Source organism: Nitratireductor sp. J20-h4 (assembly GCF_056780505.1).
In genome coordinates this window covers 3,575,985-3,597,424 of the sequence record NZ_CM165557.1, presented here as the reverse complement: position 1 = coordinate 3,597,424, position 21,440 = coordinate 3,575,985, and the positions used below count along the sequence as shown (strand labels likewise).

The 21,440-nt window shown below is 65.6% G+C and carries 21 protein-coding genes and 1 tRNA gene; 9 read left to right on the top strand and 13 right to left on the bottom strand.

Annotated elements, in window-relative coordinates:
- Nucleotides 1-22: 22 nt before the first annotated feature.
- The 5 genes from ACT2B0_RS17265 to ACT2B0_RS17245 form a co-directional block, all read right to left on the bottom strand.
- Nucleotides 23-1,537, bottom strand: a complete 1,515-nt coding sequence (locus ACT2B0_RS17265) for a malonate--CoA ligase (RefSeq protein WP_473459534.1) — start codon at nucleotides 1,535-1,537, stop codon at nucleotides 23-25.
- A 75-nt stretch (nucleotides 1,538-1,612) separates the two neighbouring features.
- Complete coding sequence (gene ugpC / locus ACT2B0_RS17260; RefSeq protein ID WP_473459532.1) at nucleotides 1,613-2,719, bottom strand: sn-glycerol-3-phosphate ABC transporter ATP-binding protein UgpC; 1,107 nt, start codon at nucleotides 2,717-2,719, stop codon at nucleotides 1,613-1,615.
- A gap of 11 nt (nucleotides 2,720-2,730) precedes the next feature.
- Nucleotides 2,731-3,630, bottom strand: coding sequence for a sn-glycerol-3-phosphate ABC transporter permease UgpE (gene ugpE / locus ACT2B0_RS17255; RefSeq protein ID WP_473459530.1), 900 nt, complete (start codon nucleotides 3,628-3,630; stop codon nucleotides 2,731-2,733).
- A gap of 7 nt (nucleotides 3,631-3,637) precedes the next feature.
- The gene (locus ACT2B0_RS17250; RefSeq protein WP_473459528.1) at nucleotides 3,638-4,519 is read right to left on the bottom strand and encodes an ABC transporter permease subunit; all 882 of its coding nucleotides are present in this window, start codon (nucleotides 4,517-4,519) and stop codon (nucleotides 3,638-3,640) included.
- A 79-nt stretch (nucleotides 4,520-4,598) separates the two neighbouring features.
- The gene (locus tag ACT2B0_RS17245) at nucleotides 4,599-5,909 is read right to left on the bottom strand and encodes an extracellular solute-binding protein (protein ID WP_473459526.1); all 1,311 of its coding nucleotides are present in this window, start codon (nucleotides 5,907-5,909) and stop codon (nucleotides 4,599-4,601) included.
- Nucleotides 5,910-6,152: 243 nt separating this feature from the next.
- On the opposite strand from ACT2B0_RS17245, the gene ACT2B0_RS17240 reads away from it, so the two are divergent.
- Nucleotides 6,153-6,344 carry a hypothetical protein gene (locus ACT2B0_RS17240; protein ID WP_473459524.1) on the top strand — a complete coding sequence of 64 codons (192 nt, stop codon included), beginning with the start codon at nucleotides 6,153-6,155 and terminating at the stop codon, nucleotides 6,342-6,344.
- Between the two features lie 110 nt (nucleotides 6,345-6,454).
- Here the strand turns inward: ACT2B0_RS17240 and ACT2B0_RS17235 are convergent.
- Both ACT2B0_RS17235 and ACT2B0_RS17230 read right to left on the bottom strand, forming a co-directional pair.
- Nucleotides 6,455-6,531 (bottom strand) — tRNA-Arg (locus ACT2B0_RS17235).
- Nucleotides 6,532-6,702: 171 nt separating this feature from the next.
- On the bottom strand, nucleotides 6,703-7,866 hold the full coding sequence (locus tag ACT2B0_RS17230; RefSeq protein WP_473459522.1) for a M20 aminoacylase family protein: 1,164 nt from the start codon (nucleotides 7,864-7,866) through the stop codon (nucleotides 6,703-6,705).
- 209 nt (nucleotides 7,867-8,075) lie between these two features.
- Here ACT2B0_RS17230 and ACT2B0_RS17225 point away from each other — a divergent pair, with 209 nt between their 5' ends.
- Both ACT2B0_RS17225 and ACT2B0_RS17220 read left to right on the top strand, forming a co-directional pair.
- Nucleotides 8,076-9,170, top strand: coding sequence for a D-alanyl-D-alanine carboxypeptidase family protein (locus tag ACT2B0_RS17225; RefSeq protein ID WP_348511864.1), 1,095 nt, complete (start codon nucleotides 8,076-8,078; stop codon nucleotides 9,168-9,170).
- Between the two features lie 5 nt (nucleotides 9,171-9,175).
- Nucleotides 9,176-10,306 (top strand): CobW family GTP-binding protein, encoded by a 1,131-nt coding sequence (locus ACT2B0_RS17220; RefSeq protein ID WP_473459520.1) that lies wholly within the window; start codon nucleotides 9,176-9,178, stop codon nucleotides 10,304-10,306.
- A 28-nt stretch (nucleotides 10,307-10,334) separates the two neighbouring features.
- Here ACT2B0_RS17220 and ACT2B0_RS17215 read toward each other — a convergent pair whose 3' ends face one another.
- The 5 genes from ACT2B0_RS17215 to ACT2B0_RS17195 form a co-directional block, all read right to left on the bottom strand.
- On the bottom strand, nucleotides 10,335-10,571 hold the full coding sequence (locus tag ACT2B0_RS17215) for a sulfurtransferase TusA family protein (protein ID WP_473459518.1): 237 nt from the start codon (nucleotides 10,569-10,571) through the stop codon (nucleotides 10,335-10,337).
- A gap of 10 nt (nucleotides 10,572-10,581) precedes the next feature.
- Nucleotides 10,582-11,841, bottom strand: a complete 1,260-nt coding sequence (locus ACT2B0_RS17210) for a L,D-transpeptidase family protein (RefSeq protein ID WP_473459516.1) — start codon at nucleotides 11,839-11,841, stop codon at nucleotides 10,582-10,584.
- Nucleotides 11,842-12,095: 254 nt separating this feature from the next.
- Nucleotides 12,096-13,046, bottom strand: a complete 951-nt coding sequence (locus ACT2B0_RS17205; protein WP_473459514.1) for an acetyl-CoA carboxylase carboxyltransferase subunit alpha — start codon at nucleotides 13,044-13,046, stop codon at nucleotides 12,096-12,098.
- A 103-nt stretch (nucleotides 13,047-13,149) separates the two neighbouring features.
- Entirely contained in the window at nucleotides 13,150-14,064 is a 915-nt protein-coding gene (locus ACT2B0_RS17200) for a site-specific tyrosine recombinase XerD (RefSeq protein WP_473459512.1), read from the bottom strand.
- A gap of 36 nt (nucleotides 14,065-14,100) precedes the next feature.
- The gene (locus ACT2B0_RS17195; RefSeq protein WP_106573260.1) at nucleotides 14,101-14,244 is read right to left on the bottom strand and encodes a histidine kinase; all 144 of its coding nucleotides are present in this window, start codon (nucleotides 14,242-14,244) and stop codon (nucleotides 14,101-14,103) included.
- A gap of 143 nt (nucleotides 14,245-14,387) precedes the next feature.
- On the opposite strand from ACT2B0_RS17195, the gene ACT2B0_RS17190 reads away from it, so the two are divergent.
- Genes ACT2B0_RS17190 through ACT2B0_RS17180 form a run of 3 tightly spaced genes read left to right on the top strand, consistent with a single transcriptional unit; the run spans nucleotide 14,388 to nucleotide 17,373 of the window.
- Nucleotides 14,388-14,978, top strand: coding sequence for a shikimate kinase (locus ACT2B0_RS17190; protein ID WP_473459510.1), 591 nt, complete (start codon nucleotides 14,388-14,390; stop codon nucleotides 14,976-14,978).
- A complete protein-coding gene (gene aroB / locus ACT2B0_RS17185; RefSeq protein ID WP_473466063.1) occupies nucleotides 14,978-16,108 on the top strand; it encodes a 3-dehydroquinate synthase in 1,131 nt (376 codons plus the stop codon). The genes ACT2B0_RS17190 and aroB overlap by 1 nt, the downstream gene beginning before the upstream one ends.
- Nucleotides 16,105-17,373 carry an HlyC/CorC family transporter gene (locus tag ACT2B0_RS17180; RefSeq protein ID WP_348511871.1) on the top strand — a complete coding sequence of 423 codons (1,269 nt, stop codon included), beginning with the start codon at nucleotides 16,105-16,107 and terminating at the stop codon, nucleotides 17,371-17,373. Before aroB ends, ACT2B0_RS17180 begins: the two co-directional genes overlap by 4 nt.
- Before the next feature lie 11 nt (nucleotides 17,374-17,384).
- Here ACT2B0_RS17180 and ACT2B0_RS17175 read toward each other — a convergent pair whose 3' ends face one another.
- Nucleotides 17,385-17,687, bottom strand: coding sequence for a BolA family protein (locus ACT2B0_RS17175; protein WP_348511872.1), 303 nt, complete (start codon nucleotides 17,685-17,687; stop codon nucleotides 17,385-17,387).
- A gap of 117 nt (nucleotides 17,688-17,804) precedes the next feature.
- Here ACT2B0_RS17175 and ACT2B0_RS17170 point away from each other — a divergent pair, with 117 nt between their 5' ends.
- The 3 genes from ACT2B0_RS17170 to cobT all read left to right on the top strand — a co-directional run bounded on the left by ACT2B0_RS17170 (nucleotide 17,805) and on the right by cobT (nucleotide 21,406).
- Nucleotides 17,805-18,419 (top strand): J domain-containing protein, encoded by a 615-nt coding sequence (locus tag ACT2B0_RS17170; RefSeq protein WP_348511873.1) that lies wholly within the window; start codon nucleotides 17,805-17,807, stop codon nucleotides 18,417-18,419.
- Between the two features lie 83 nt (nucleotides 18,420-18,502).
- Nucleotides 18,503-19,489 carry a cobaltochelatase subunit CobS gene (gene cobS, locus ACT2B0_RS17165; RefSeq protein WP_473459507.1) on the top strand — a complete coding sequence of 329 codons (987 nt, stop codon included), beginning with the start codon at nucleotides 18,503-18,505 and terminating at the stop codon, nucleotides 19,487-19,489.
- A gap of 12 nt (nucleotides 19,490-19,501) precedes the next feature.
- Nucleotides 19,502-21,406: a cobaltochelatase subunit CobT gene (gene cobT, locus ACT2B0_RS17160; protein WP_473459505.1), complete on the top strand. Its 1,905-nt coding sequence runs from the start codon at nucleotides 19,502-19,504 to the stop codon at nucleotides 21,404-21,406.
- Nucleotides 21,407-21,440 lie beyond the last annotated feature (34 nt).

Below are 21,440 nucleotides of genomic sequence, written 5' to 3'. Positions count from 1 at the left end.
GGCGTGCTGTTTTGAACCCGGATCAGGTCGTGAAAATCGTCGCGTAACGCTCGCGCAGTACGTTCTTTTGAACCTTGCCCATGGTGTTGCGCGGCAGTTCGTCGACGATGACGATCCGGCGCGGCTGCTTGAAGCGCGCCAGCCTGTCGCCCAGGCCGTCAAGCAGGGCCTGCGCGTCGATGGCGGTACCCGGCCTGGCGGTGACGACGCCGACGACACCTTCGCCGAGATCAGGATGCGGCACGCCGATCACGGCCGATTCGGCCACGCCCTCCTGCTCGTCGAGCACGAGCTCGATCTCCTTCGGATAGATGTTGTAGCCGCCGGAGATGATCAGGTCCTTGGCGCGCCCGACAATGGTGACGTAGCCGTCGGCGTCGATCGTTCCGAGATCGCCGGTGATGAAGAAGCCGTCGTCGCGGAATTCCGCGCGGGTCTTTTCCGGCATGTTCCAATAGCCCTTGAAGACATTGGGTCCGCGCACCTCGATGACGCCGATCTCGCCTTGCGCCAGCGCCTTGCCGGTTTCCGGATCGCAGACGCGCAGTTGCGTGCCGGGCAAGGGAAACCCGACCGTGCCGGCGCGGCGCTCGCCGTCATAGGGGTTGGAGGTGCCCATATTGATTTCGGTCATGCCGTAGCGTTCGAGGATGCGCTTGCCGGTGCGGGCCTCGAAGGCGGTGTGGGTTTCGGCAAGGAGCGGCGCGCTGCCGGAGATGAACAGGCGCATATGCGCGACCAGATCGCGCGTCAGGCGCGGATCGGCGAGCAGGCGGGTGTAGAATGTCGGCACGCCCATCATCGCCGTCGCGCCCGGCAGGCCGGCGATCAGGTCGTCGACGTCGAGCCGGGGCAGGAAGATCATCGCGCCGCCCGAAAGAAGCATGACGTTGGTGGCGACGAACAGGCCGTGCGTGTGAAAGATCGGCAAAGCGTGCAACAGCACGTCGTCGGCCGAAAAGCGCCAGTAGTCGACCAGCACCCGGGCGTTGGACAATAGATTGTCCTGGGTCAGCATCGCCCCCTTGGAGCGGCCGGTGGTGCCTGACGTGTAGAGAAAGGCGGCCAGATCGTCCGGCCCGCGCTCGACTGGATCGAAGTGCCCGGGCTTGCCGTCGGCGGCGGCCGCGAAACTGCCGCCTCCGGCGGCGTCGAGCGTCGCCAGTGCCGCGCCGGCGGCTTTGGCGACCGGCGCCAGCGATGCCGCGGCCGCCGGGTCGCAGATCAGGAGCCTTGCCTGCGCGTCGGTGACGAAATACTCCACCTCGGACGCCGTGTAGGCGGTGTTGAGCGGCAGGAACACCGCGCCGGCGGCCACACAGGCGGCATAGACGGCGAGCGCCTGTGGTGATTTCGCCGCCTGAAGCGCCACGCGGTCGCCGACCTCGATGCCGGCCGCGCGCAGCGCATGGGCGAAGCGGCCCGCCATCGCCAGGAATTCGCCGTAGCTCAGCCGCTCGCCGGTCTTGAGGATCAGGAACGGCCGGTCGCTGCCCTCATGCGGGCGGAGGAGAGCGTCGTAGAGCGGGTTGGGCATGGCGGCCTCGAAACGGAAGGAGTCTGACGGATCCTTCCGTTTCCTACCTTATGCCCGCCGCTTCCGCGACCCCTCTCACGTGGCGCGGGTCTTGCGTATGGCGGTGCCGGCGTCGCCGACTGCGTCCGGCGTGCGCCAGTCGTCCAGCCGCCGGCCGTCGGCGTCGAAGGCGTGCAGCCGTTCGGACGGCACGGCGATGCCGATCCTGTCGCCTTCGCGATGCGGCGCCCGGCCGTCGATGCGCACCACAACGCGTTCGGCGCCGACCTTGCCGTGCAGATAGCTTTCCGAGCCGACCGGCTCGACGGCATCGACGACAAAGCGCAACGACAGGCCGTCGCCGTCCTCATTGTCGTTGGCGACCTCGATGATGTCCTGCGGGCGAAAGCCGATCGTGGCCACCGCCGCGTCGCGCAGGCCCAGCCGGCCGTCGTCGCCGAGGGCCGAGAAGGGGATGAGGTTCATCGCCGGCGCGCCGATGAAGCTGGCCACGAACGTGCTGGCCGGGCGTTCGTAGACGTCGAGCGGCGCGCCGATCTGCTCGACCTTGCCGGCATTCATGACCACCAGCTTGTCGGCCAGCGTCATCGCCTCGAGCTGGTCGTGGGTGACATAGACCGAAGTGATGCCGAGCGAGCGCTGCAGATGCTTGATCTCGACGCGCATGTGGCTGCGCAGCTTGGCGTCGAGATTGGACAGCGGCTCGTCGAACAGAAAGGCGGCCGGGTTGCGCACGATCGCCCGGCCCATGGCCACGCGCTGGCGCTGTCCGCCCGACAGTTCGCGGGGTTTGCGTTCCAGAAGCGGGCCCAGCTCAAGCGTGGTCGCGGCCTCGCGTACGCGCCTGTCGATCTCGTCCCTGGCGATGCCGCGGTTGCGCAGCCCGTAGGCCATGTTGTCGTAGACCTTCATATGCGGGTAGAGCGCATAGTTCTGGAACACCATGGCGATGTCGCGCTCGGCCGGGTCGAGGTCGTTGACGACGCGCTCGCCGATGGTGATCGCCCCCTCGGTGATCGCCTCGAGCCCGGCGATCATACGCAAAAGCGTCGACTTTCCGCAGCCGGACGGACCGACGAGCACGAGGAATTCGCCGTCGTCGACGTCGATCGACACCGTGTCGACGGCGCGCTGGGTGCCGGTATAGATCTTGGAAACCTGGTCGATATGCAGCCGGGCCATCTGTGTTGCTCCTATTTGTCGCTCTCGGTCAGGCCCTTGATGAACCAGCTCTGGAACACCACCACGACGATGACGGGTGGCAGCATGGCGAGGACGGCGAGCGCCATCGCCTGACCGTATTCGGGAATTTGCGATCCGACCCAGACCTGGATGATCTGCTTGATGCCGCGCACGAGGGTGAAATAGTCCTCGTTGGTGGTGATCAGGGTCGGCCACAGATATTGGTTCCAGCCGTAGACGAACATGATGATGAAGATCGCGGCGATCATCGTGCGGCTGAGCGGAAGCAGGATGTCGCGGAAGAATTTTAGCGGTCCCGCGCCGTCGATGCGCGCCGCCTCGATCAGCTCGTCGGGCACGGATTTGAAGAACTGGCGAAAAAAGAACGTTCCGGTCGCCGAGGCCACCAGCGGCACGATCAGGCCGGTATAGGTGTTGATCAGCCCCATCGACTGCACGATCTCGTAGGAGGGCAGGATGCGCACCTCGAGCGGCAGGAGCAGGGTGACGAAGATCGCCCAGAACGCGAATTCGGCCAGCGGAAAACGGAAATAGACGATCGCATAGGCGGCCATCATCGAAAGCACGATCTTGCCGACGGCGAAACCCAGGCCGAGGATCAGCGAGTTGAGCATCATCGTGGTGCCGTTGACCGCGCCGGAAAAGCCGAGACCGTCGAACATCACGGTCGCGTAATTGTCGATCAGACTGCCGCCGGGCCACGCTTGGACGCCGCCGGTGTGAACCGTCACGGCGTCGTGGGTCGAGGTCATGAAGGCGAGGAAGACCGGCACGAGCATGAAGGCCGCGCCGGCGATCAGGATGGCGTGGTCGAAGACCGGGCCCCATTTGAAGGCCGGCCTGTGGCTTGCCGGCGCAAGCGGCCGGGCGGCGGAGACGGCGTCGCTCATCTGGGCCTCACGCATAATGCACCCGGCGTTCCATGAAGCGGAACTGCACGACGGTGAGTGCGAAGACGACGATCATCAGGATGACGGACTGCGCCGAGGAGCCGCCGAGATCGTTGCCGCGGAACCCGTCCAGGAACACCTTGTAGACCAGTGTTACGGGGTTGTTGCCCGGCTCGTTCTTGGTCATCAGGTCGATCAGCCCGAACGTGTCGAACAGCGCGTAGGTGACGTTGATCACCAGCAGGAAGAAGGCGGTCGGGGTCAGCAGCGGCAGCGTCACGGTGAAAAACCGCCGCAGGCCGGACCGACAGTCGATCAGGGCTGCCTCGCGCACCGCGCGCGGGATCGACTGCAGGCCGGACAGGAAGAAGATGAAGTTGACCGCCACCTGGTACCAGACCGCGGTCGTGATCATGGCGAAGGCGGTGTCGTAATAGTTGACGCCGATGCGCAGGGTCCAGCCGAACCAGGAGGCGATGTCGACGAACGGGCCGACATGCTGGTCGAACAACAGGATGCCGAGCAGGCCGGCGACCGGGGGCGCGATGGCGTAGACCCACATCAGCAGCGTGCGGTAGGTCTTGGCGCCGCGCAGCACCGCGTCGGCCTTGACGGCGAGCAGCAGCGCGATGGCGAGCGCGAAGAAGGCGACCAGAACGGTGAACCAGACGGTGAAGATCGCCACACGGCGATATTCCGTGCTCGACAGCACATCGGCATAGTTGTCCAGACCGACAAAGGTGGAACTGAACCCGAACGGATCCTCCAGAAAGAAGGACGAGCGCACCGCCTCGCCGGCGGGCAGGTAGAAAAACACCGCAACGACGGCCATCTGCGGCAGCAGGAACAGATAAGGGACGATTGAATGGCCGAACCGGACCTTGTTCATGGCGCGAGGCTCCGTTGCCGGGAAGGGAAGGGGCGCAGCCGTTGCCGGATGCGCCCCGCTGTCGGGAAGGAACCGATGCCTAGCTACCGGTCTTGGCGAAACGCTCGAGAAGCTGGTTGCCTTCGGCCTCGATCGCCTTGAACGCCTCGTCCACGGTGGTCTCGCCGGTGAACAGCTTGCCGTATTCGCGGTTCATCACGTCGCGGATCTGGACGTAGAAGCCCATGCGGTAGCCCCTGGTCCACTCGCCGGCTTTCATGTTGAGCTGCTGGATGCCGATTTCGGCCTGCGGCGTCTCGTCGTAGTAGCCCTGCTGCTTGGCGAGCTCATAGGCGGCGTTGGTGACCGGCACGTAGCCGGTGCTCTTGTGCCACATCAGCTGCACCTCCGGCGAGGTCAGGTATTCGAAGAATTTGGCGGTGGCCTTGTTTTCTTCCTCGGATTTGCCGGCCATGGCAAACAGCGCCGCGCCGCCGATGAAGGACTGGTAGCCTTCCTCGCCGGCGATCGCTTCCCAGTAGGGCAGCGGCACGGCGCCGAAGGGCATGGTGGCCGACTTGGTCAGGCCGCCGAAGGATCCCGACGAGCCGACCCAGAGCGCGACCTTGCCCTGTTCGAACGGGGTCTGGTTATCGCTCCAGCCCGTGCCGTACCATTCGAAATGACCGTTCTGCTTCCACGCGGCGAGCTTGGCGAACATCATCTTCAGCCCGTCGGTGTTGACGAGCAGCTTGGTGCCTTCGGCGCCGTCATAGCCGTTATTGTTGGTAGCGAACGGCAGATTGTGGCGGGAGAAGAAATTCTCGGTGAATTCCCATGTCAGATGCGACTGCACCAGCGGGATGTAGCCGGCCTGTTTGAGCTTGGGCGCGATCTGCTCGAACTCTTCCCAGGTCTTGGGTGCTTCGACACCGGCCTTTTCTAGGGCTTCTTCGTTGTAATACATGATCGGCGCTGAGGAGTTGAACGGCATGCCGATCATCTTGCCGTGGCTGTCGGCGTAGAAATAGCGCACGCCGGAGATGTAGTCCTCGATGTCGAAGGACGCGCCGGCGTCCTCGAGCAGATCCTGCACCGGCTTGACCGCGCCCTTGGCGCCGATGACGGTGGCCGCGCCGGCGTCGAAGACCTGAAGGATGTTGGGCTGTTCGCCGGCGCGGAAGGCGGCGATGCCGGCCGTCAGCGTTTCCTCGTAGGTGCCCTTGAAGACCGGCGTCAGGACGATCTCGTCCTGCGAGGCGTTGAAATCGGTGGCGATCTCGTTGACGGTCTCGCCGAGCGCGCCGCCCATTGCATGCCACCACGAAATCTCGGTGACGGCGAAGGCTGAATTGACGGAAAGGAGCGACAGTCCGGCCGCGAGACCGGCTGCGATACCATAGGGCTTCATGATGCTCTCCCTGGATTGGGTTGGCGAAAGTTCCAGTACTTTCAGCCCGTCGCCTATCGGCAGCGCATGACAGTCCGGCTACGGTTTTGTTGCAGCGGGATGAAATCCACTGCTGGCGCGGTGGAGTGCTGGCGTGCAGACGCACCCGTCGTGCCGCTTGGCGTCCGTGTTCACGAAAAATTAGTGTCTGTCAGATTTCGGCCAATTTCTGGGGCTTCAATGCTGGCCAAGGAGGAGGTTGCGATGCAGACGCAGTCCCGGAATATTCCCTACAGCGCGTTTCTGGCCGCCAAGGCGGCGTGCGACCGGCCGGGTGAAATCAGGCGCTTTCTGGAAAACAAGCGGCTTCCGCCGGCATGGCATCTGGATTTAGATCCGGTCGCGCGGGCGAGCGACGATGACGACGATGATGCAGTCGTCATGACGATCAACTGACCGCGACCATCCCCCGAGACGAGCGCCTCCGCCGCGCCGCATAATCGCGTCTCCAGCGCCGCCGCGCCGTTCCGGGGCCGGCATGATCCTTGAACGGACCTTTGGGAAACTGGTGATCCCGGCAGGATTCGAACCTGCGACCCTCAGATTAGGAATCTGATGCTCTATCCTGCTGAGCTACGGGACCCCGTCGCCCTCATAGCGGTTTCGCGCCGCTTCGCCAACCGCGTTTTGGCCATGCCGTAACGGCCATAGCATCGCCGTCGCCGTGCTTCCGGTTCTGCGATGGAGCCCGGCGGCGTCGGAACATCCGCCGTGGCGTCAGCGGCAGCCCGCGCCGGCCGGCGCGGATCCCGGTTCAGGCGGCGAGCGCCTTTTCCGTCAGCCGCACCCAATAGGAAATACCGTGCGGGATCGCCTCGTCGTTGAAGTCGTAGGCGGGGTGGTGGAGGTTGGCGGTGTCGCCATTGCCGACGAAGACGAACGATCCGGGCCGGGCCTCCAGCATATAGGAAAAATCCTCGCCGCCCATCATTGCGGGCATCTGCGGATCGACCTTGGCGTCGCCGGCGACGTCGCGCGCCACGTCGACGGCGAAATCGGTCTCTTCGGCATGGTTGAAGGTGACGGGATAGTTGCGGTCGTAGTGGATATTCGCCTCCGCCCCGCTCGCCACGGCGATGCCGGTCACCAGCGCGCGGATGCGCTCCTCGGCCAGGTCCGCGGTCTCGCGGCGCAGCGTGCGCACCGTGCCGGCGATCTCGGCCGTCTCGGGAATGACGTTATAGGCGTCGCCGGCGTGGAATTTCGTCACCGACACGACCAGCGGGTCGACCGGGTCGGCGCTGCGCGAGGCGATCGACTGCATGGCGTCGACGATCCGGCTGGTGATGACGATCGGGTCCACCGTCTGGTGCGGAAAGGCCGCGTGCCCGCCCTTGCCCTTGATCGTGATGGTGAATTCGGCGGTCGAGGCCATGATCGCGCCGGGCCGGGTCGCGAACTGGCCGACGGGCAGGCCGGGCGCATTGTGCATGCCGAAGACGCGCTCGATGCCGAAGCGTTCCATCAGCCCTTCCTTGACCATGACGCGGCCGCCGCCGCCGCCTTCCTCCGCCGGCTGGAAGATGACCGCCACGGTGCCGTGGAAATTGCGGGTCTCGGTCAGATATTTGGCCGCGCCGAGCAACATGGCGGTGTGGCCGTCATGGCCGCAGGCGTGCATCTTGCCGGGGGTTTCCGACGCGTGCGGAACGCCGCTCGCCTCGTTGATCGGCAGCGCGTCCATGTCGGAGCGCAGCCCGATCGTCGGCCCGTCGCCCAGGCGTCCGCGTATGATCCCGACGACGCCGGTCTTGGCGATCCCGGTGGCGACCTCGTCGCAGCCGAATTCGCGCAGCTTTTCGGCCACGAAGGTCGAGGTTTCGAACAGGTCGAAATTCAGTTCCGGCCTGCGATGCAGCTGGCGGCGCCATCCGCTGACTTCCTCCTGAAGCTCGGCCGCCCGGTTGAGTATTGGCATTCTTTAGGCTCCCACTCCACATCAAGGCGCAAATCCGCCCTGTCGCGCCGGTCCCGGCCGGCTTTGCCATCATGGCGTCACATGCGCTAAATAAGACCCGCCGACGCTCGACTGAAGCGTCCCGACCCGCCATCCGGGCCTGTCGGGACCGGGCGAAGGTAGCGCAAATCCCCGGAGAGGCCATAGTGAAATCGACACGGAATTGGGCGATGCGTCTCGTGAAACCGGCATGGCTGGTGGCGGCGATCATCATCGCGGCATCGCCGGCGCAGGCCGGCCCGTCAATCGTCGTCGACCTGAAATCCGGCAAGGTCTTGTCCCAGGAGGAGGCGTTCCGGCGCTGGTATCCGGCATCGCTGTCGAAGCTGATGACGGCCTATGTCGCCTTTCGCGCCGTCAAGGCCGGCGAGGTGACGCTGAAATCGCCGGTGACGATCTCCAGGAACGCGGCCAAGGAGCCGCCGAGCAAGATGGGCTACAAGCCCGGCTCGGTGCTGACCCTGGACAATGCGATCAAGATCATCATGGTCAAGTCGGCCAACGACGTCGCCACGGCGATCGCCGAAAGCATCGCCGGGTCCGAAAAGGCGTTCGCCGCGCGCATGAACGCGGAATCGCGGCGCCTGGGCATGAGCGGCTCGCACTGGGTCAACGCGCACGGGCTGCACGACGACGAGCAGTATACGACGGCGCGCGACATGGCGCTGCTGGCGGTGGCGATCCGCAGAGAGTTTCCCGAACATGTCGGCTATTTCGCCATCGAGGGGCTGGCGGCCGGCAAGGTGAAACTGCCCAACCACAACACGCTGATCGGCCGGTTCGACGGCGCCGACGGCATGAAGACCGGCTTTACCTGTCCGGCGGGCTTCAATCTCGTGGCCTCGGCCACCCGCAAGGGGCGCACGATCATCGCCGTGCTGGTCGGCGAACCGTCCGTCTCGCAACGGGCCGAGAAGGCCGCGCAATTGCTGGAGGACGGGTTTCAACGCAATCAGTCCTTCGCCTCGTCGCTCGCCACGCTGCCGGTCGACGGCGGCATGCTCGTCGAGGCGACGAATATGCGCCCGGTGATCTGCACCGAGGACGCGCGCAAGGAACGGGCCGAAAACCGCGACGAGGACGGCCGCATGATCATCCGTTCGCCCCATATCCGCGATCTCGACCGCGAGCCGCGCCTGGTTGCCGTCGGCCTCGGCGGCGCGACGGGGCCGAAATCGCCGGCGGCGGCGGTGGAATACGCCAACGTGCCCATTCCGACGCCGCGTCCGGACTACACGCCGGCCAGGCAAACGGCGGTGCAATAGCGCGCGTGGATACCGACCTTCAGACCGCTCCCCGCCCGCCGGTTCCAGTCAGCGTGCTCACCGGATTTCTCGGCGCGGGCAAGACCACGCTGCTCAACCGGCTTTTGAAGGCGCCGGGCATGGCCGGGACCGCGGTCATCATCAACGAGTTCGGCGATGTGCCGATCGATCACCTGCTCGTCGAACAGGCCTCCGACGGTATTATCGAGCTGTCCGACGGCTGCCTGTGCTGCACGGTGCGCGGCGAACTGGTCGACACGCTGGCCGATCTCGCCGACCGGGTGCAGACCGGCCGGCTCGCCCCGCTGGCGCGCGTCGTCGTTGAGACCACCGGGCTCGCCGACCCCTGTCCGGTGCTGCAGTCGATCATGGCGCACCCGGCGCTGTTGGCCGCCTATCGGCTGGACGGCGTGATCGCGGTCGCCGACGCGCTTAACGGCGAGGCCACGCTCGACGCGCACGAGGAAGCGGTACGCCAGGTTGCGGTGGCCGACCGGATCGTTCTGACCAAGACGGACCTGGCTTCGCGCGAGGCCGAGGCGTCCTTGCGCGCGCGGCTGGCGCGGATCAATCCCGGCGCGCCGGTGCTCGATGCGGCCGGCGGCGAGGCGGATGTCGGATCCTTGTTCGATTGCGGGCTCTACGATCCGTCGACCAAGAGCGTCGATGTCGAACGATGGCTGCGCGCGGTCGCGGCAGATGATCACCACCACCACGACCACGCCGACGACGGGCACCGGCACGACCACCACCATGCGCACGACCATCGTTTCGAGACGTTTTCGCTGACATTGGACCGGCCGATCGCCTTCGCGGCGGTGGCCAATTTCCTCGACCTCCTGCGTTCCACGCATGGCGAGGGCCTGTTGCGCATGAAGGGCATCGTGGAGACGGTCGAGGAGCCGGAACGGCCTTTGGTGATCCACGGTGTGCGGCGTTTTCTGCATCCGCCGGTGCGGCTTGCCGCCTGGCCCGACGGCAGGCGCGGGACGCGGCTGGTGCTGATCACCAAGGATGTGCCGCAGGATTATGTCCGCCGCCTGTTCGACGCCTTCGCGGAGCGGCCGGGGATCGATACGCCCGATCGCCGCGCGCTGGAGGACAATCCGCTCGCGATCGGCGGATACCGGCCCTGAAGGAGGCGGTGCGCCGCCGGCCGCTGCGCTACCCGCTCCGTTCGATCAGGAAACGGTGGCCGCCGCCTTGTGCGGCCTCGCTCGACATCAGCCGGTGCCCGGCCTCGGCGCAAAAGGCGGGAATGTCGATCACGGCGAGCGGATCGGTGGTTTCCACCCACAGCCGTGCGCCGGCCTGCATGCCCTCCAGCCGTTTGCGGGTCCGCAGGACGGGCAGCGGGCAGTGCAGCCCCCTCAGATCGTAGACATCCGTGGCAGCGGACATGGCCGCGGCATCAGCTTCCGAAAAGATTGGTAAAGCGCTTGCGCACCGAGCCGAGCATGCCGGGATCGTCCTGCGGCGTGGTCTCGACGGGAGCCTCGGCGGCGCGCGCGGCCGCTTCTTCGTCCGCCTTCCTGGCGGCTTCGGCGGCGGCCTTGGCCTCGGCGGCGCGGCGCACGGCGGCGGCCTTTTCCTCCTCGGCCTTGCGCTTGGCCGCCTTTTCGGCGTCGATCGCGGCCTGGCGGCGGCCGGCGGGCGAATCGATGCGCCCCATCACCGATGTGGTGACCACGGTGCCGTCGGGCGACAGCGACGGCGGCTCGACCGGCACGCGCTCGCCGCGGGCGCGGCGGCGGGTCCAGTCGGCGACCAGATCGGCCTCCTTGAGACCGGCGATCGAGGCTTTCGGCGCCTCGCCGCCGCCCTGGGCGGTGTGGGTGGCGAAGGCGGCGTCGTAACTGGACCGATAGCTTTGAAAGGCGGTCATCAGCGCCTCGGGCTGAACGCTCGGCGGGCATGCGCCGGTGGGCGAGAAGGCAGCGCCGCCTTCCGTGGTGCGGTTGAACACGTAGCGTTTCTCGCACACGTCCACCTTGGGCGGTACCTTGGTGATCTCGAAATGATCGTAACCTTCCTTCAGCATCGTCCAGAATTTGTAATTCGGGTCGTTGCGATAGCGCGCCATGTTGCGCGCCGTCATGCGGAACGGAAAGGCCTGGATCTGGAATTCGCGCTGACCGCCGCGGAAGGCATCCCGGGCGAGCGCGTAGATCTCTTCCATCTCCTTGTCGTTCATCGAATAGCAGCCCGCCGACGAACAGGCGCCGTGCACCATCAGATGCGACCCGGTGCGGCCATTGGCGCGGTCATAGGTGTTCGGGTAGCCCATGTTGAAGGCGAGATGGTAGTTCGAACGCGGGTTCATCTGCGCCGGTTTGACGGTGTAGAACCCTTCCGGTGCCTGGCGGTCGCCCTCGGTGAATTTAGGGCCCAGCTTGCCGGACCATTTGCAGATCTCGTAAGTGGCGAGCAGGTCGTAGCGGCCGTTGGTCTTCTGCTTCCAGACCTCGAGCTGACCTTCTTCCTTGAAGACGCGGGCCATGACCGGCGAATTGCGGTTCATGCCCTTGGCTTTCATCTCCGAAACGAGGCGGGCCGGCACCGGCCGCTCGGCCTTGCCGCTTGCCGATTGCAGCGTCGATTCCGTGCAGCCGGCCAGGGCCAGCGCCATCGCCGCGACAAGGAGTCCCCTTCGTATCAGGTTTGAGATCATCGGTGTCGGCTGCCTACAAACATCGCTTCGGGTGCGGTCGCGTCCGGCGCGGCCCCGCATTCGGCGCACGTTAAGGTCGTTAACCTTGAAAAATCCTTATCACAAGGTCCGTCCCGCGTGCCTCACGCGCTTGTCATTGACGGCCAAGACTTGGCGATTTTGTGGCGAAGCGGGTCCAAATTGCGCCGTTCGCGGTTCGCGGCGACCGATTTTCCGGCCCGCCGACAGCGCGGACTTGCCGCGGCCGCGGCGGATCAGACCGAGCGGCCGATGGCCAGGAACTTCTCGCGCCGGTGCTCGCGACAGTCCATATCGGCGCCGGTCATTTCCTCCAGTGCGGTCGCGATCTGTTTGCCGGTCGCCTCGATGACGGCTTCGGGTCCGCGATGGGCACCGCCCATCGGCTCCTGGATGATGCCGTCGATGATCTTCATCTCGAGCAGGTTCTGCGCGGTGATCTTCATCGAGGTGGCGGCGTCTTTGGCGCGCGTGGAATCGTGCCACAGGATCGAGGCCGCGCCCTCCGGCGAGATCACCGAATAGATCGAATGTTCCAGCATGTAGACCTTGTTGGCGGTGGCGATCGCGATCGCGCCGCCGGAACCGCCTTCGCCGATCACCACCGACACGACGGGCACACGCAAGGCCAGCGAGGCGGAAATCGAACGCGCGATCGCCTCGGCCTGGCCGCGCTCCTCCGCGCCCACGCCCGGATAGGCGCCGGCCGTGTCGACCAGCGTTACCAGGGGCACGTTGAAGCGATCGGCGAGTTTCATGATGCGCACGGCCTTGCGGTAACCCTCGGGCCGGGCCGAGCCGAAATTGTGCTTCAGCCTGCTTTTGGTGTCGGCGCCCTTTTCCTGGCCGAGAACCGCTACCGGTTGGCCGTTGAAACGGGCGAATCCGCCGATAATGGCGTTGTCCTCGCCGAAACTGCGGTCGCCGGCCAGCGCGGTGAAGTCGGTGAACAGGCGCTTGACATAGTCCAGGCAGTGCGGACGGTCGGGATGGCGCGCGACCTGGGTCTTCTGCCACGGCGTCAGCGCGCGGTAGGCATCTTTCAAGGCATCGGCGGCGCGTTTTTCCAGGCGTGCGATCTCGTCGGCCACGTCGACGGCTTCGCCGCTTTCGTTCAGCGTCTTCAATTCGAGGATCTTGCCCTCGAGATCCGCGACGGGTTTTTCGAAGTCGAGATAATTATACATTCGCTGTGGATCAGCCGTGCTCACGATACGCGAAAAGGGCGCTGAACCGGTGTTTGTCGGCCGGTTGCAGCGCCGGACAGGCCCTCACATAACGTTCGCGGGTCTAATCGGCAAGCGGATGATGGTCGTTGACCAGTCGCACCAGGCGTTCTTCCAGTACATGGGTGTAGATCTGCGTCGTCGAAATGTCGGCGTGGCCGAGCAATTGCTGCACCGCACGCAGATCGGCGCCGTTCTGCAGCAAATGGCTTGCGAAGGCGTGACGGATCACGTGCGGCGATATTTTCGACGGCGCGATGCCGGCGCGCGCGGCCAGCGCCTTCAACTCGCGCGCGAATGCCTGCCGGGGCAGATATCCGCTCGCCGAGGCGGCCGGAAACAAAAACGCGCTGTCGGCGGTGCTCTTGCCGGCGGCGCGCGCGTCGAGCCAGGCGCTCATTGCCCGGCGCGCGCCGTCCGTCAGCGGCACCATGCGCTGCTTGCCGCCCTTGCCGCGCACCATGAAGAACCGGTCGTCGCGCAGCGCCACGCCGATCGGCAGCGCGACCAGTTCCGAAACCCGCAGGCCCGTCGCGTAGAGCGTCTCGACGAGGGCGTGCAGGCGAAGGGCGGCGGCGGGGGCGATTCCGGGCGGCGGGTTTGACGCCTCGGCGGCCGCAAGATCGAGCAGCCGCCCGGTCTCGGCCTCGCTGAGGATCTTGGGCAGGGAAGCGGTCCTGCGCGGTGCGCTCGCGGTTCCCGTGGGATCGTCGGTGCGCAAGCCCTCTGCATAGAGGAAGCGGAAGAACTGACGCAGGGCGGACAGTTTGCGGGCTTGGGTCGAGGGCGCGAAACCCCGCGCCGCGATCGCCCCCAGATAGGTGTGAACGGCGCCGGCATCCGCGTCGGCGAGACCGCCGGTCATGTCGCCATGGGCTTCCTCAAGGTCGCGGCGATAGGCGTCGAGCGTGTTGGCGCTCGCTCCGCGCTCCGCGCTCATCATTTCCAGAAATGCTTCGATCGCGGTCCGACTGTTCATCGCGTCCCATCCCGGGAGACCGCCCCGGCCTGAACCCTAGGGGTTGAGCTTTTCAGGCGGTATTCTCACCGACATCTCGCCCTTCCTGGGTTCCACGAACGTGGCCAGCGCGAACATAGCTCCGTACGCGATGCCAACCAGTACCGCTATGGTCACCAAGAACCGAAAAAGGGTCGGCATTCGCCCTGAAAATCCCCAATACTGTGCCCGCCCGCCTACTTATGCTTTGGCGAGGGGGCGAATTCAACCCCGGCGACGGCGCGCGCAAGCGCTTGACGCCCTGGCGATTTTGATGTGCATACGCGCGGCGAAGGAACTGTTTCATGACGATCGCGCCGAATGCCGTCGAAACCAAGCTGCGTGCGCTGCTCGGCAAGAAGACGATTGTTTTCACAGGGCTGATGGGTGCGGGCAAGACGGCTATCGGGCGCAAGGTCGCACAAGTGCTCGATCTGCCGTTCATCGACAGTGATCATGAAATCGAGGCCGTTTCGCGCCTGTCGGTGGCCGATCTGTTCGCGCTCTACGGTGAAACCGAGTTCCGTGCCCTCGAGCGCAGGGTGATCGCTCGGCTGCTCGAGGAGGGCGGGCGCGTCGTATCAACCGGCGGCGGCGCGTTCATGAACGCCCAGACCCGGCAGGCGATCGCGGAACGCGCGGTCTCGGTCTGGCTCAAGGCGGATATCGATGTGTTGATGGAACGGGTCATGAAGAACAGGAACCGGCCGCTGCTGAAGACCTCGGATCCAAGGGCGGTGATGGAACGACTGATGGCGGAGCGTCACCCGGTCTATGCCTTGGCCGACGTCACCGTTCAGTCGCGCGATGAGCCGAAGGAGGTGATCGCGCAGGACGTGCTCGACGCGCTTGTGCGTCATCTCGAAGCCGGAACAGACAGGGAGGTCGCGCCATGATGCAGGACGCTGCGAACATGCCGGTCACGCGCGTCGAGGTCGGCCTCGGTGCGCGCGCCTACGACATCCTGATCGGTCCGGGCCTGATCGCGCGGGCGGGTGGGGAGATCGCGCGCAGGATGGAGTGCGTGCGCTGCGCGGTGGTCACTGACGAAAACGTCGCCGCCGCTCATCTCGACGCGCTCGCCGATAGCCTGGCCAGGGCCGGGATCGACCATAGCGCCATCACGCTCGATCCGGGCGAAAAAACCAAGAGTTTCGGGCCGTTCGAGCAGGTCGTCGACGCCCTGCTGGGCGCCCGCCTGGAGCGCGGCGACCTGGTGATCGCGCTTGGCGGCGGGGTCATCGGCGACCTGGCCGGATTTGCCGCCGGCGTCGTTCGCCGCGGGATGGGGTTTGTCCAGGTGCCGACCTCGCTGCTGGCGCAGGTCGATTCCTCGGTCGGCGGCAAGACGGGCATCAACACCGCCCGCGGCAAGAACCTGGTCGGCGTGTTTCACCAGCCGCGCCTGGTGCTTGCCGACACGGCCGTACTCGACACGCTGCCGGCGCGCGAATTCCGCGCCGGCTATGCCGAGATGGTCAAATACGGGCTGATCGACCGGCCGGGTTTTTTCGACTGGCTGGAAGAAAACTGGCGCGCGGTGTTTTCGGGCGGGGCGGCGCGGGCCGAGGCGATCGCGCAATCGTGCCGGTCCAAGGCGGCGATCGTGGCCCGCGACGAGACCGAGGCCGGCGAGCGCGCGCTGCTCAATCTCGGCCACACGTTCGGTCACGCGCTCGAGGCCGCCACCGGCTATGACGGCGAAAGACTGGTGCACGGCGAAGGCGTGGCGATCGGCATGACGCTGGCGCACCGCTTTTCGGTGCGGCTCAACCAGTGCAGCGCCGACGACGCGGCCAGGGTGGAGGCGCATCTGGCGGCCGTCGGCCTGCCGACGCGCATGGCCGATATTTCCGGACGGCTTCCGGACGCCGAGACATTGCTCACCTATATCATGCAGGACAAGAAGGTGTCGCGCGGTGCGCTGACCTTCGTTCTGAGCCGCGGCATCGGCCAGTCCTATATCGCCAAGGACGTGCCGGCCGCGGAAGTGCTGTCCTTTCTCAGGGAGAACCATCCCGGATGACTTCCGAATTGTGGCTGACCGGCGCCGTCATCCTTTTCCTGATCATGCTGTCCTTCCTGTTTTCGGGCAGTGAAACCGGCATGACGGCAACCTCCAAGGCGCGGTTGCACTCGCTTGCGGCGGGGGGCGACGTTCGCGCCGGGATCGTCGAAAAGCTGATCGAGCGCAAGGACCGCCTGGTGGGCGCGCTGCTGATCGGCAACAATTTGGTCAACATTCTGGCCTCGGCGTTGACGACCAGCCTTTTTCTCAGGCTGTTCGGCGAGGCTGGCGTGGTCTACGCCACGCTGGTCATGACGGTGATGCTGGTGATTTTCGCGGAAATCCTGCCGAAGTCGCTGGCGCTGTTCCGGCCCGAACAGTTCGCGCTGACGGTGTCGCCGTTCGCGCGCGCGATCGTGTTCCTGTTCGGCCCGGTTTCGTCGGCCGCCAATGTCATCGTGCGCGGCATCCTGGTGCTTTTCGGCATCAACCTGGCCCGCGACGCGCCGATGGTGTCGGCGCATGACGAATTGCGGGGTACGGTCGAGGTGCTGCATCGCGAGGGCGCCTTCATCAAGCAGGAGCGCGACCGGGTCGGCGGCCTGCTCGATCTCGCCGAACTCGAAGTCTCCGACGTCATGATCCATCGTACCGGCATGCGGCTCGTCAACGCCGACGATCCGCCGGACGTCGTCGTGCGCGAAATCCTGCAAAGTCCCTACACGCGCATCCCGGTCTACCGGCAATCGACCGACAACATCGTCGGTGTGGTCCACGCCAAGGATTTGTTGCGCGCCCTGCACGAGGTCGACAACGACCCGCGGCGCGTCGACATCCTCAAGGTGGCCAGCAAACCCTGGTTCGTGCCGGATACCACGACGCTGCACGACCAGCTCAACGCCTTCCTGCGCAAGAAGGCGCATGTGGCGATCGTGGTCGACGAATATGGCGAGGTCGAAGGGCTGGTGACGCTGGAGGACATCATCGAGGAGATCGTCGGCGAGATCGCCGACGAGCACGATGTCGACGTCCAGGGCGTCAAGCAGGAGGCGGACGGCTCGGTCGTGGTCGACGGATCGGTGCCGATCCGCGACCTGAACCGCGCGCTCGACTGGCACTTGCCGGACGAGGAGGCGACAACGATCGCCGGGCTGGTGATCCACGAGGCACAGTCGATCCCGGAGGAAAAACAGGCCTTCACCTTCCACGGCAAACGCTTCATCGTCATGAAGCGCAACAAGAACCGGATCGTGAAATTGAGGGTGCGTGACGCCGAGAAATAGCGTGCCTTGCGTCAGCGCCGGGTGTTTTCGCCCGGCGCCGTCGGCTCGATGGCGAGCGCGTGCAGGCCGGCGCGCAGTTCCTCGGCCAGCGCCTCGTTGACGGCGCGGTGGCGCTCGACCCGGCTCATGTCGGCAAACGCCTCCGACACGATGCGGATCCGGAAATGGGTTTCGCCGCTGCCGTCGAAGACGGCCTCGTGGCCGCCGTCGAGGTGATGATGGCCGGCATGAAGATGACTTTCGTTGATGACGTCCAGGCTTTCGGGCGAAAAGCGTGCGCGCAGCTTGGTCTCGATCGCGGATTGAAGGCTCATGCGGGGTCTCCTGAGTGGCCGGTTCGGGCCGGAATACGCAAATCACCGGCGTAGGGGGAACCTTGCGCAAATGTCAATTCTTGTTTCCGGGGCCGAAGCCCCCATAATCGGACAGGCATGAAACTGGATTCGAAACTCTTTGACCGCATCCGCGTCCGCCCCGATCCTCAGGCAGAGGTGAAGAGGGGGGCGCCGCGCTGCCAGTGGGACGGGTGCGGCGAGGCCGGCCTGCATCGCGCGCCGGTCGGGCGTATGCGCGAGGGCGAATATTTCTGCTTCTGCCTGGATCACGTGCGCCAATACAACAAGGGCTACAATTATTTCTCCGGCCTCGCCGACAGCGAGGTCGCGCGTTATCAGAAAGAGGCGCTGACCGGCCACCGCCCGACCTGGGCGATGGGCGCCAAATCAGCCTCCCGGTCGAGCCCCGACATCGCCGACAAGCGATCCGGCCGGGCCGGGTATTATCGGCGCGTGCGCGACCCGTTCAACCTATTCGGCGACGCCGAACCGTCGCGGCCGCGCGCACGCAAGGCCAAACCGCTTGAGGCCAAGGCGCTGGAAACGCTTGGGCTTGACGAGAAAGCGACTGGCGCCGATATCAAGGCGCGCTATAAAGAGCTCGTAAAGCGCCACCATCCGGATGCGAATGGCGGCGACCGGGGTTCGGAAGACCGGTTCCGCGACGTGATCCAGGCCTACCGGGTGCTGAAACAATCCGGTTTCTGTTGAAGCCAAGGTCTGGTAAGCACTGCCCCCGAATTCGTGAGAAACAAACGGCGACGCCCGACGGGTTCCGGCGCGCTGGAGGCATGATGAACAAGATCGATCGCGACATCGCCAATCTTCCCGACACCACCATCTCGGTGAAGGATACGTTCGGCTTTTCCTCGGATATGGTCGTGCCGGCCTATTCGGCCGCCGATCAGCACGTTCCCGACGTGGATCCCGACTATCTCTTCGACCGCGACACCACGCTCGCCATCCTGGCCGGCTTCGCCTTCAACCGCCGCGTCATGATCTCGGGCTATCACGGCACCGGCAAGTCGACGCATATCGAGCAGGTCGCCGCCCGCCTCAACTGGCCGTGCGTGCGCGTCAATCTCGACAGCCATGTCAGCCGTATCGATCTCGTCGGCAAGGACGCGATCGTGCTCAAGGACGGCAAGCAGGTGACGGAGTTCCGCGACGGCATTCTGCCCTGGGCCTACCAGCACAATGTCGCGCTGTGTTTCGACGAATACGATGCCGGCCGGCCGGATGTGATGTTCGTGATCCAGCGCGTGCTGGAATCGTCCGGACGCCTGACGCTGCTCGACCAGAGCCGCGTCATCCGGCCGCATCCGGCGTTTCGCCTGTTTGCGACCGCGAACACGGTCGGCCTCGGCGACACGACCGGCCTCTATCACGGCACGCAGCAGATCAACCAGGCGCAGATGGACCGCTGGTCGATCGTCACCACGCTCAACTATCTGCCGCACGACAACGAGGTCGAAATCGTGCTGGCCAAGGCCAAGCACTATCGCAACGACCGGGGCCGCGACATCGTCAACAAGATGGTGCGGGTGGCCGACATGACGCGCTCGGCCTTCATGAACGGCGACCTGGCGACGGTGATGAGCCCGCGCACGGTGATTACGTGGGCAGAGAACGCCGAGATCTTCGGCGATGTCGGCCACGCCTTCCGGCTTACCTTCCTCAACAAGTGCGACGAGCTGGAGCGGGCTCTCGTGGCCGAATTCTACCAGCGCGCCTTCGGCGAAGAGCTGAGGGAATCGGCCGCCAACGTGGTTTTGGGCTGATACGGGAAACGCATGGCGGGTCCAGGCGACAACCAGCGCGGCGGCAAGCCTAAGACGGCGGGCGAGGCGGAAGCCTTCAAGCGCGCCGTTTCGGTGTGCATGCGGGCGATTTCGGGCGATGGCGAACTCGAGATCGCGTTCGCAAAGGACAAGCCGGCGCTCGCCGGTCACCGGGCGCGCCTGCCCGACCTCACCAAGCGGCCGACGGCGAACGAGCTGTCGGTGACGCGGGGCATCGGCGATTCGATGGCGCTTCGGCGCGCCTGCCACGACAATGCCGTGCACACCCGGCTGGCGCCCGAAGGCAAGCAGGCGCGCGCCGTGTTCGACGCGGTCGAGCAGGCCCGGGTCGAGGCGATCGGCGCGCGCGCCATGACCGGCGTGGGCGACAATCTGGCGCTGATGCTGGAAGACAAATATTCCAAGGCCAATCTGGCGGCTGTGGTCGAACAGGCAGACGCGCCGATCGAGGAGGCGATCGCGCTGGTGGTGCGCGAGAAGCTGACCGGCCGCGCGACACCGAGGAGCGGCGAACGGCTCGTCGATCTGTGGCGCGACTGGATCGAGGACAAGGCCGGCGCCGATATCGAGCGTCTTTCGGGAGATCTGGAAGACCAGACGGCATTCGCACGCACGGTGCGCGACATGCTGGTGTCGATGGAAATGGCCGAGGAACTGGGCGACGAGGAGGAGACCCAGGACAGCGAGGACAACGAGGACCCGCCCGAGGGCGAGGATCAGAGCGAGGAAGGCGACGACCAGGAGCAGGGCAGCGAGGATTCGCAGTCCGACGACAGCGAGGCCTCCGACGAGGACCAGGAGGCGGGCGAAAGCGAAGCGACCGACGCCACCTCCGACGACCTGTCCGATGAGGATGTCGACGACGCCGAGACGCCCGGCGAGGCGAAGCGTCCGGACCTGCCTTACACGTCGCTTCCGCCGGATTTCGATTACAAGGTGTTCACCACGTCCTTCGACGAGACGATCGGCGCGGAGGAGCTGTGCGAAGAGGAAGAGCTTGAACGGCTGCGCGCCTTCCTCGACAAGCAGCTCGCCAATCTGCAGGGCGTGGTCGGCCGGCTCGCCAACCGCCTGCAGCGCCGGCTGATGGCGCAGCAGAACCGCTCCTGGGATTTCGACCTCGAGGAAGGCTATCTCGACACCGCGCGGCTGATGCGCGTGGTGATCGACCCGATGCAGCCGCTGTCGTTCAAGCAGGAACGCGACACCAATTTCCGCGATACGGTGGTTACGCTGGTGCTCGACAATTCCGGCTCCATGCGTGGGCGGCCTATCACGGTGGCGGCGACCTGCGCCGACATTCTCGCGCGCACGCTGGAGCGCTGCGGCGTTTCGGTCGAGATCCTCGGCTTCACCACGCGGGCCTGGAAGGGCGGGCAGGCGCGCGAGAAGTGGCTGAAGGACGGCAAGCCCGCAAATCCCGGCCGGCTCAACGATCTGCGCCACATCATCTACAAATCCGCCGACGCGCCGTGGCGGCGCGCGCGCCGCAATCTCGGCCTGATGATGCGCGAGGGCCTGCTGAAGGAAAACATCGACGGCGAGGCGCTGTTGTGGGCGCATAACCGCCTGATCGGCCGGCGCGAGCAGCGTCGGATCCTGATGATGATTTCCGACGGCGCGCCGGTCGACGATTCCACCTTGTCGGTCAATCCGGGCAATTATCTCGAACGGCATCTGCGCGCGGTGATCGAGATGATCGAGACCCGCTCGCCCGTCGAACTGATCGCGATCGGCATCGGGCACGACGTCACGCGCTATTACCGCCGCGCGGTCACCATCGTCGACGCCGAGGAACTCGCCGGCGCCATGACCGAGCAGCTTGCTTCGCTGTTTGAGGAAGAAAACGGCCAGGGCGACCGCCGTGGCGGGGCCGCGATGCGGCGCGCGGGTTGACCGCCTTGGCCCGGCGCTTGCTTCGGGCGGCTCG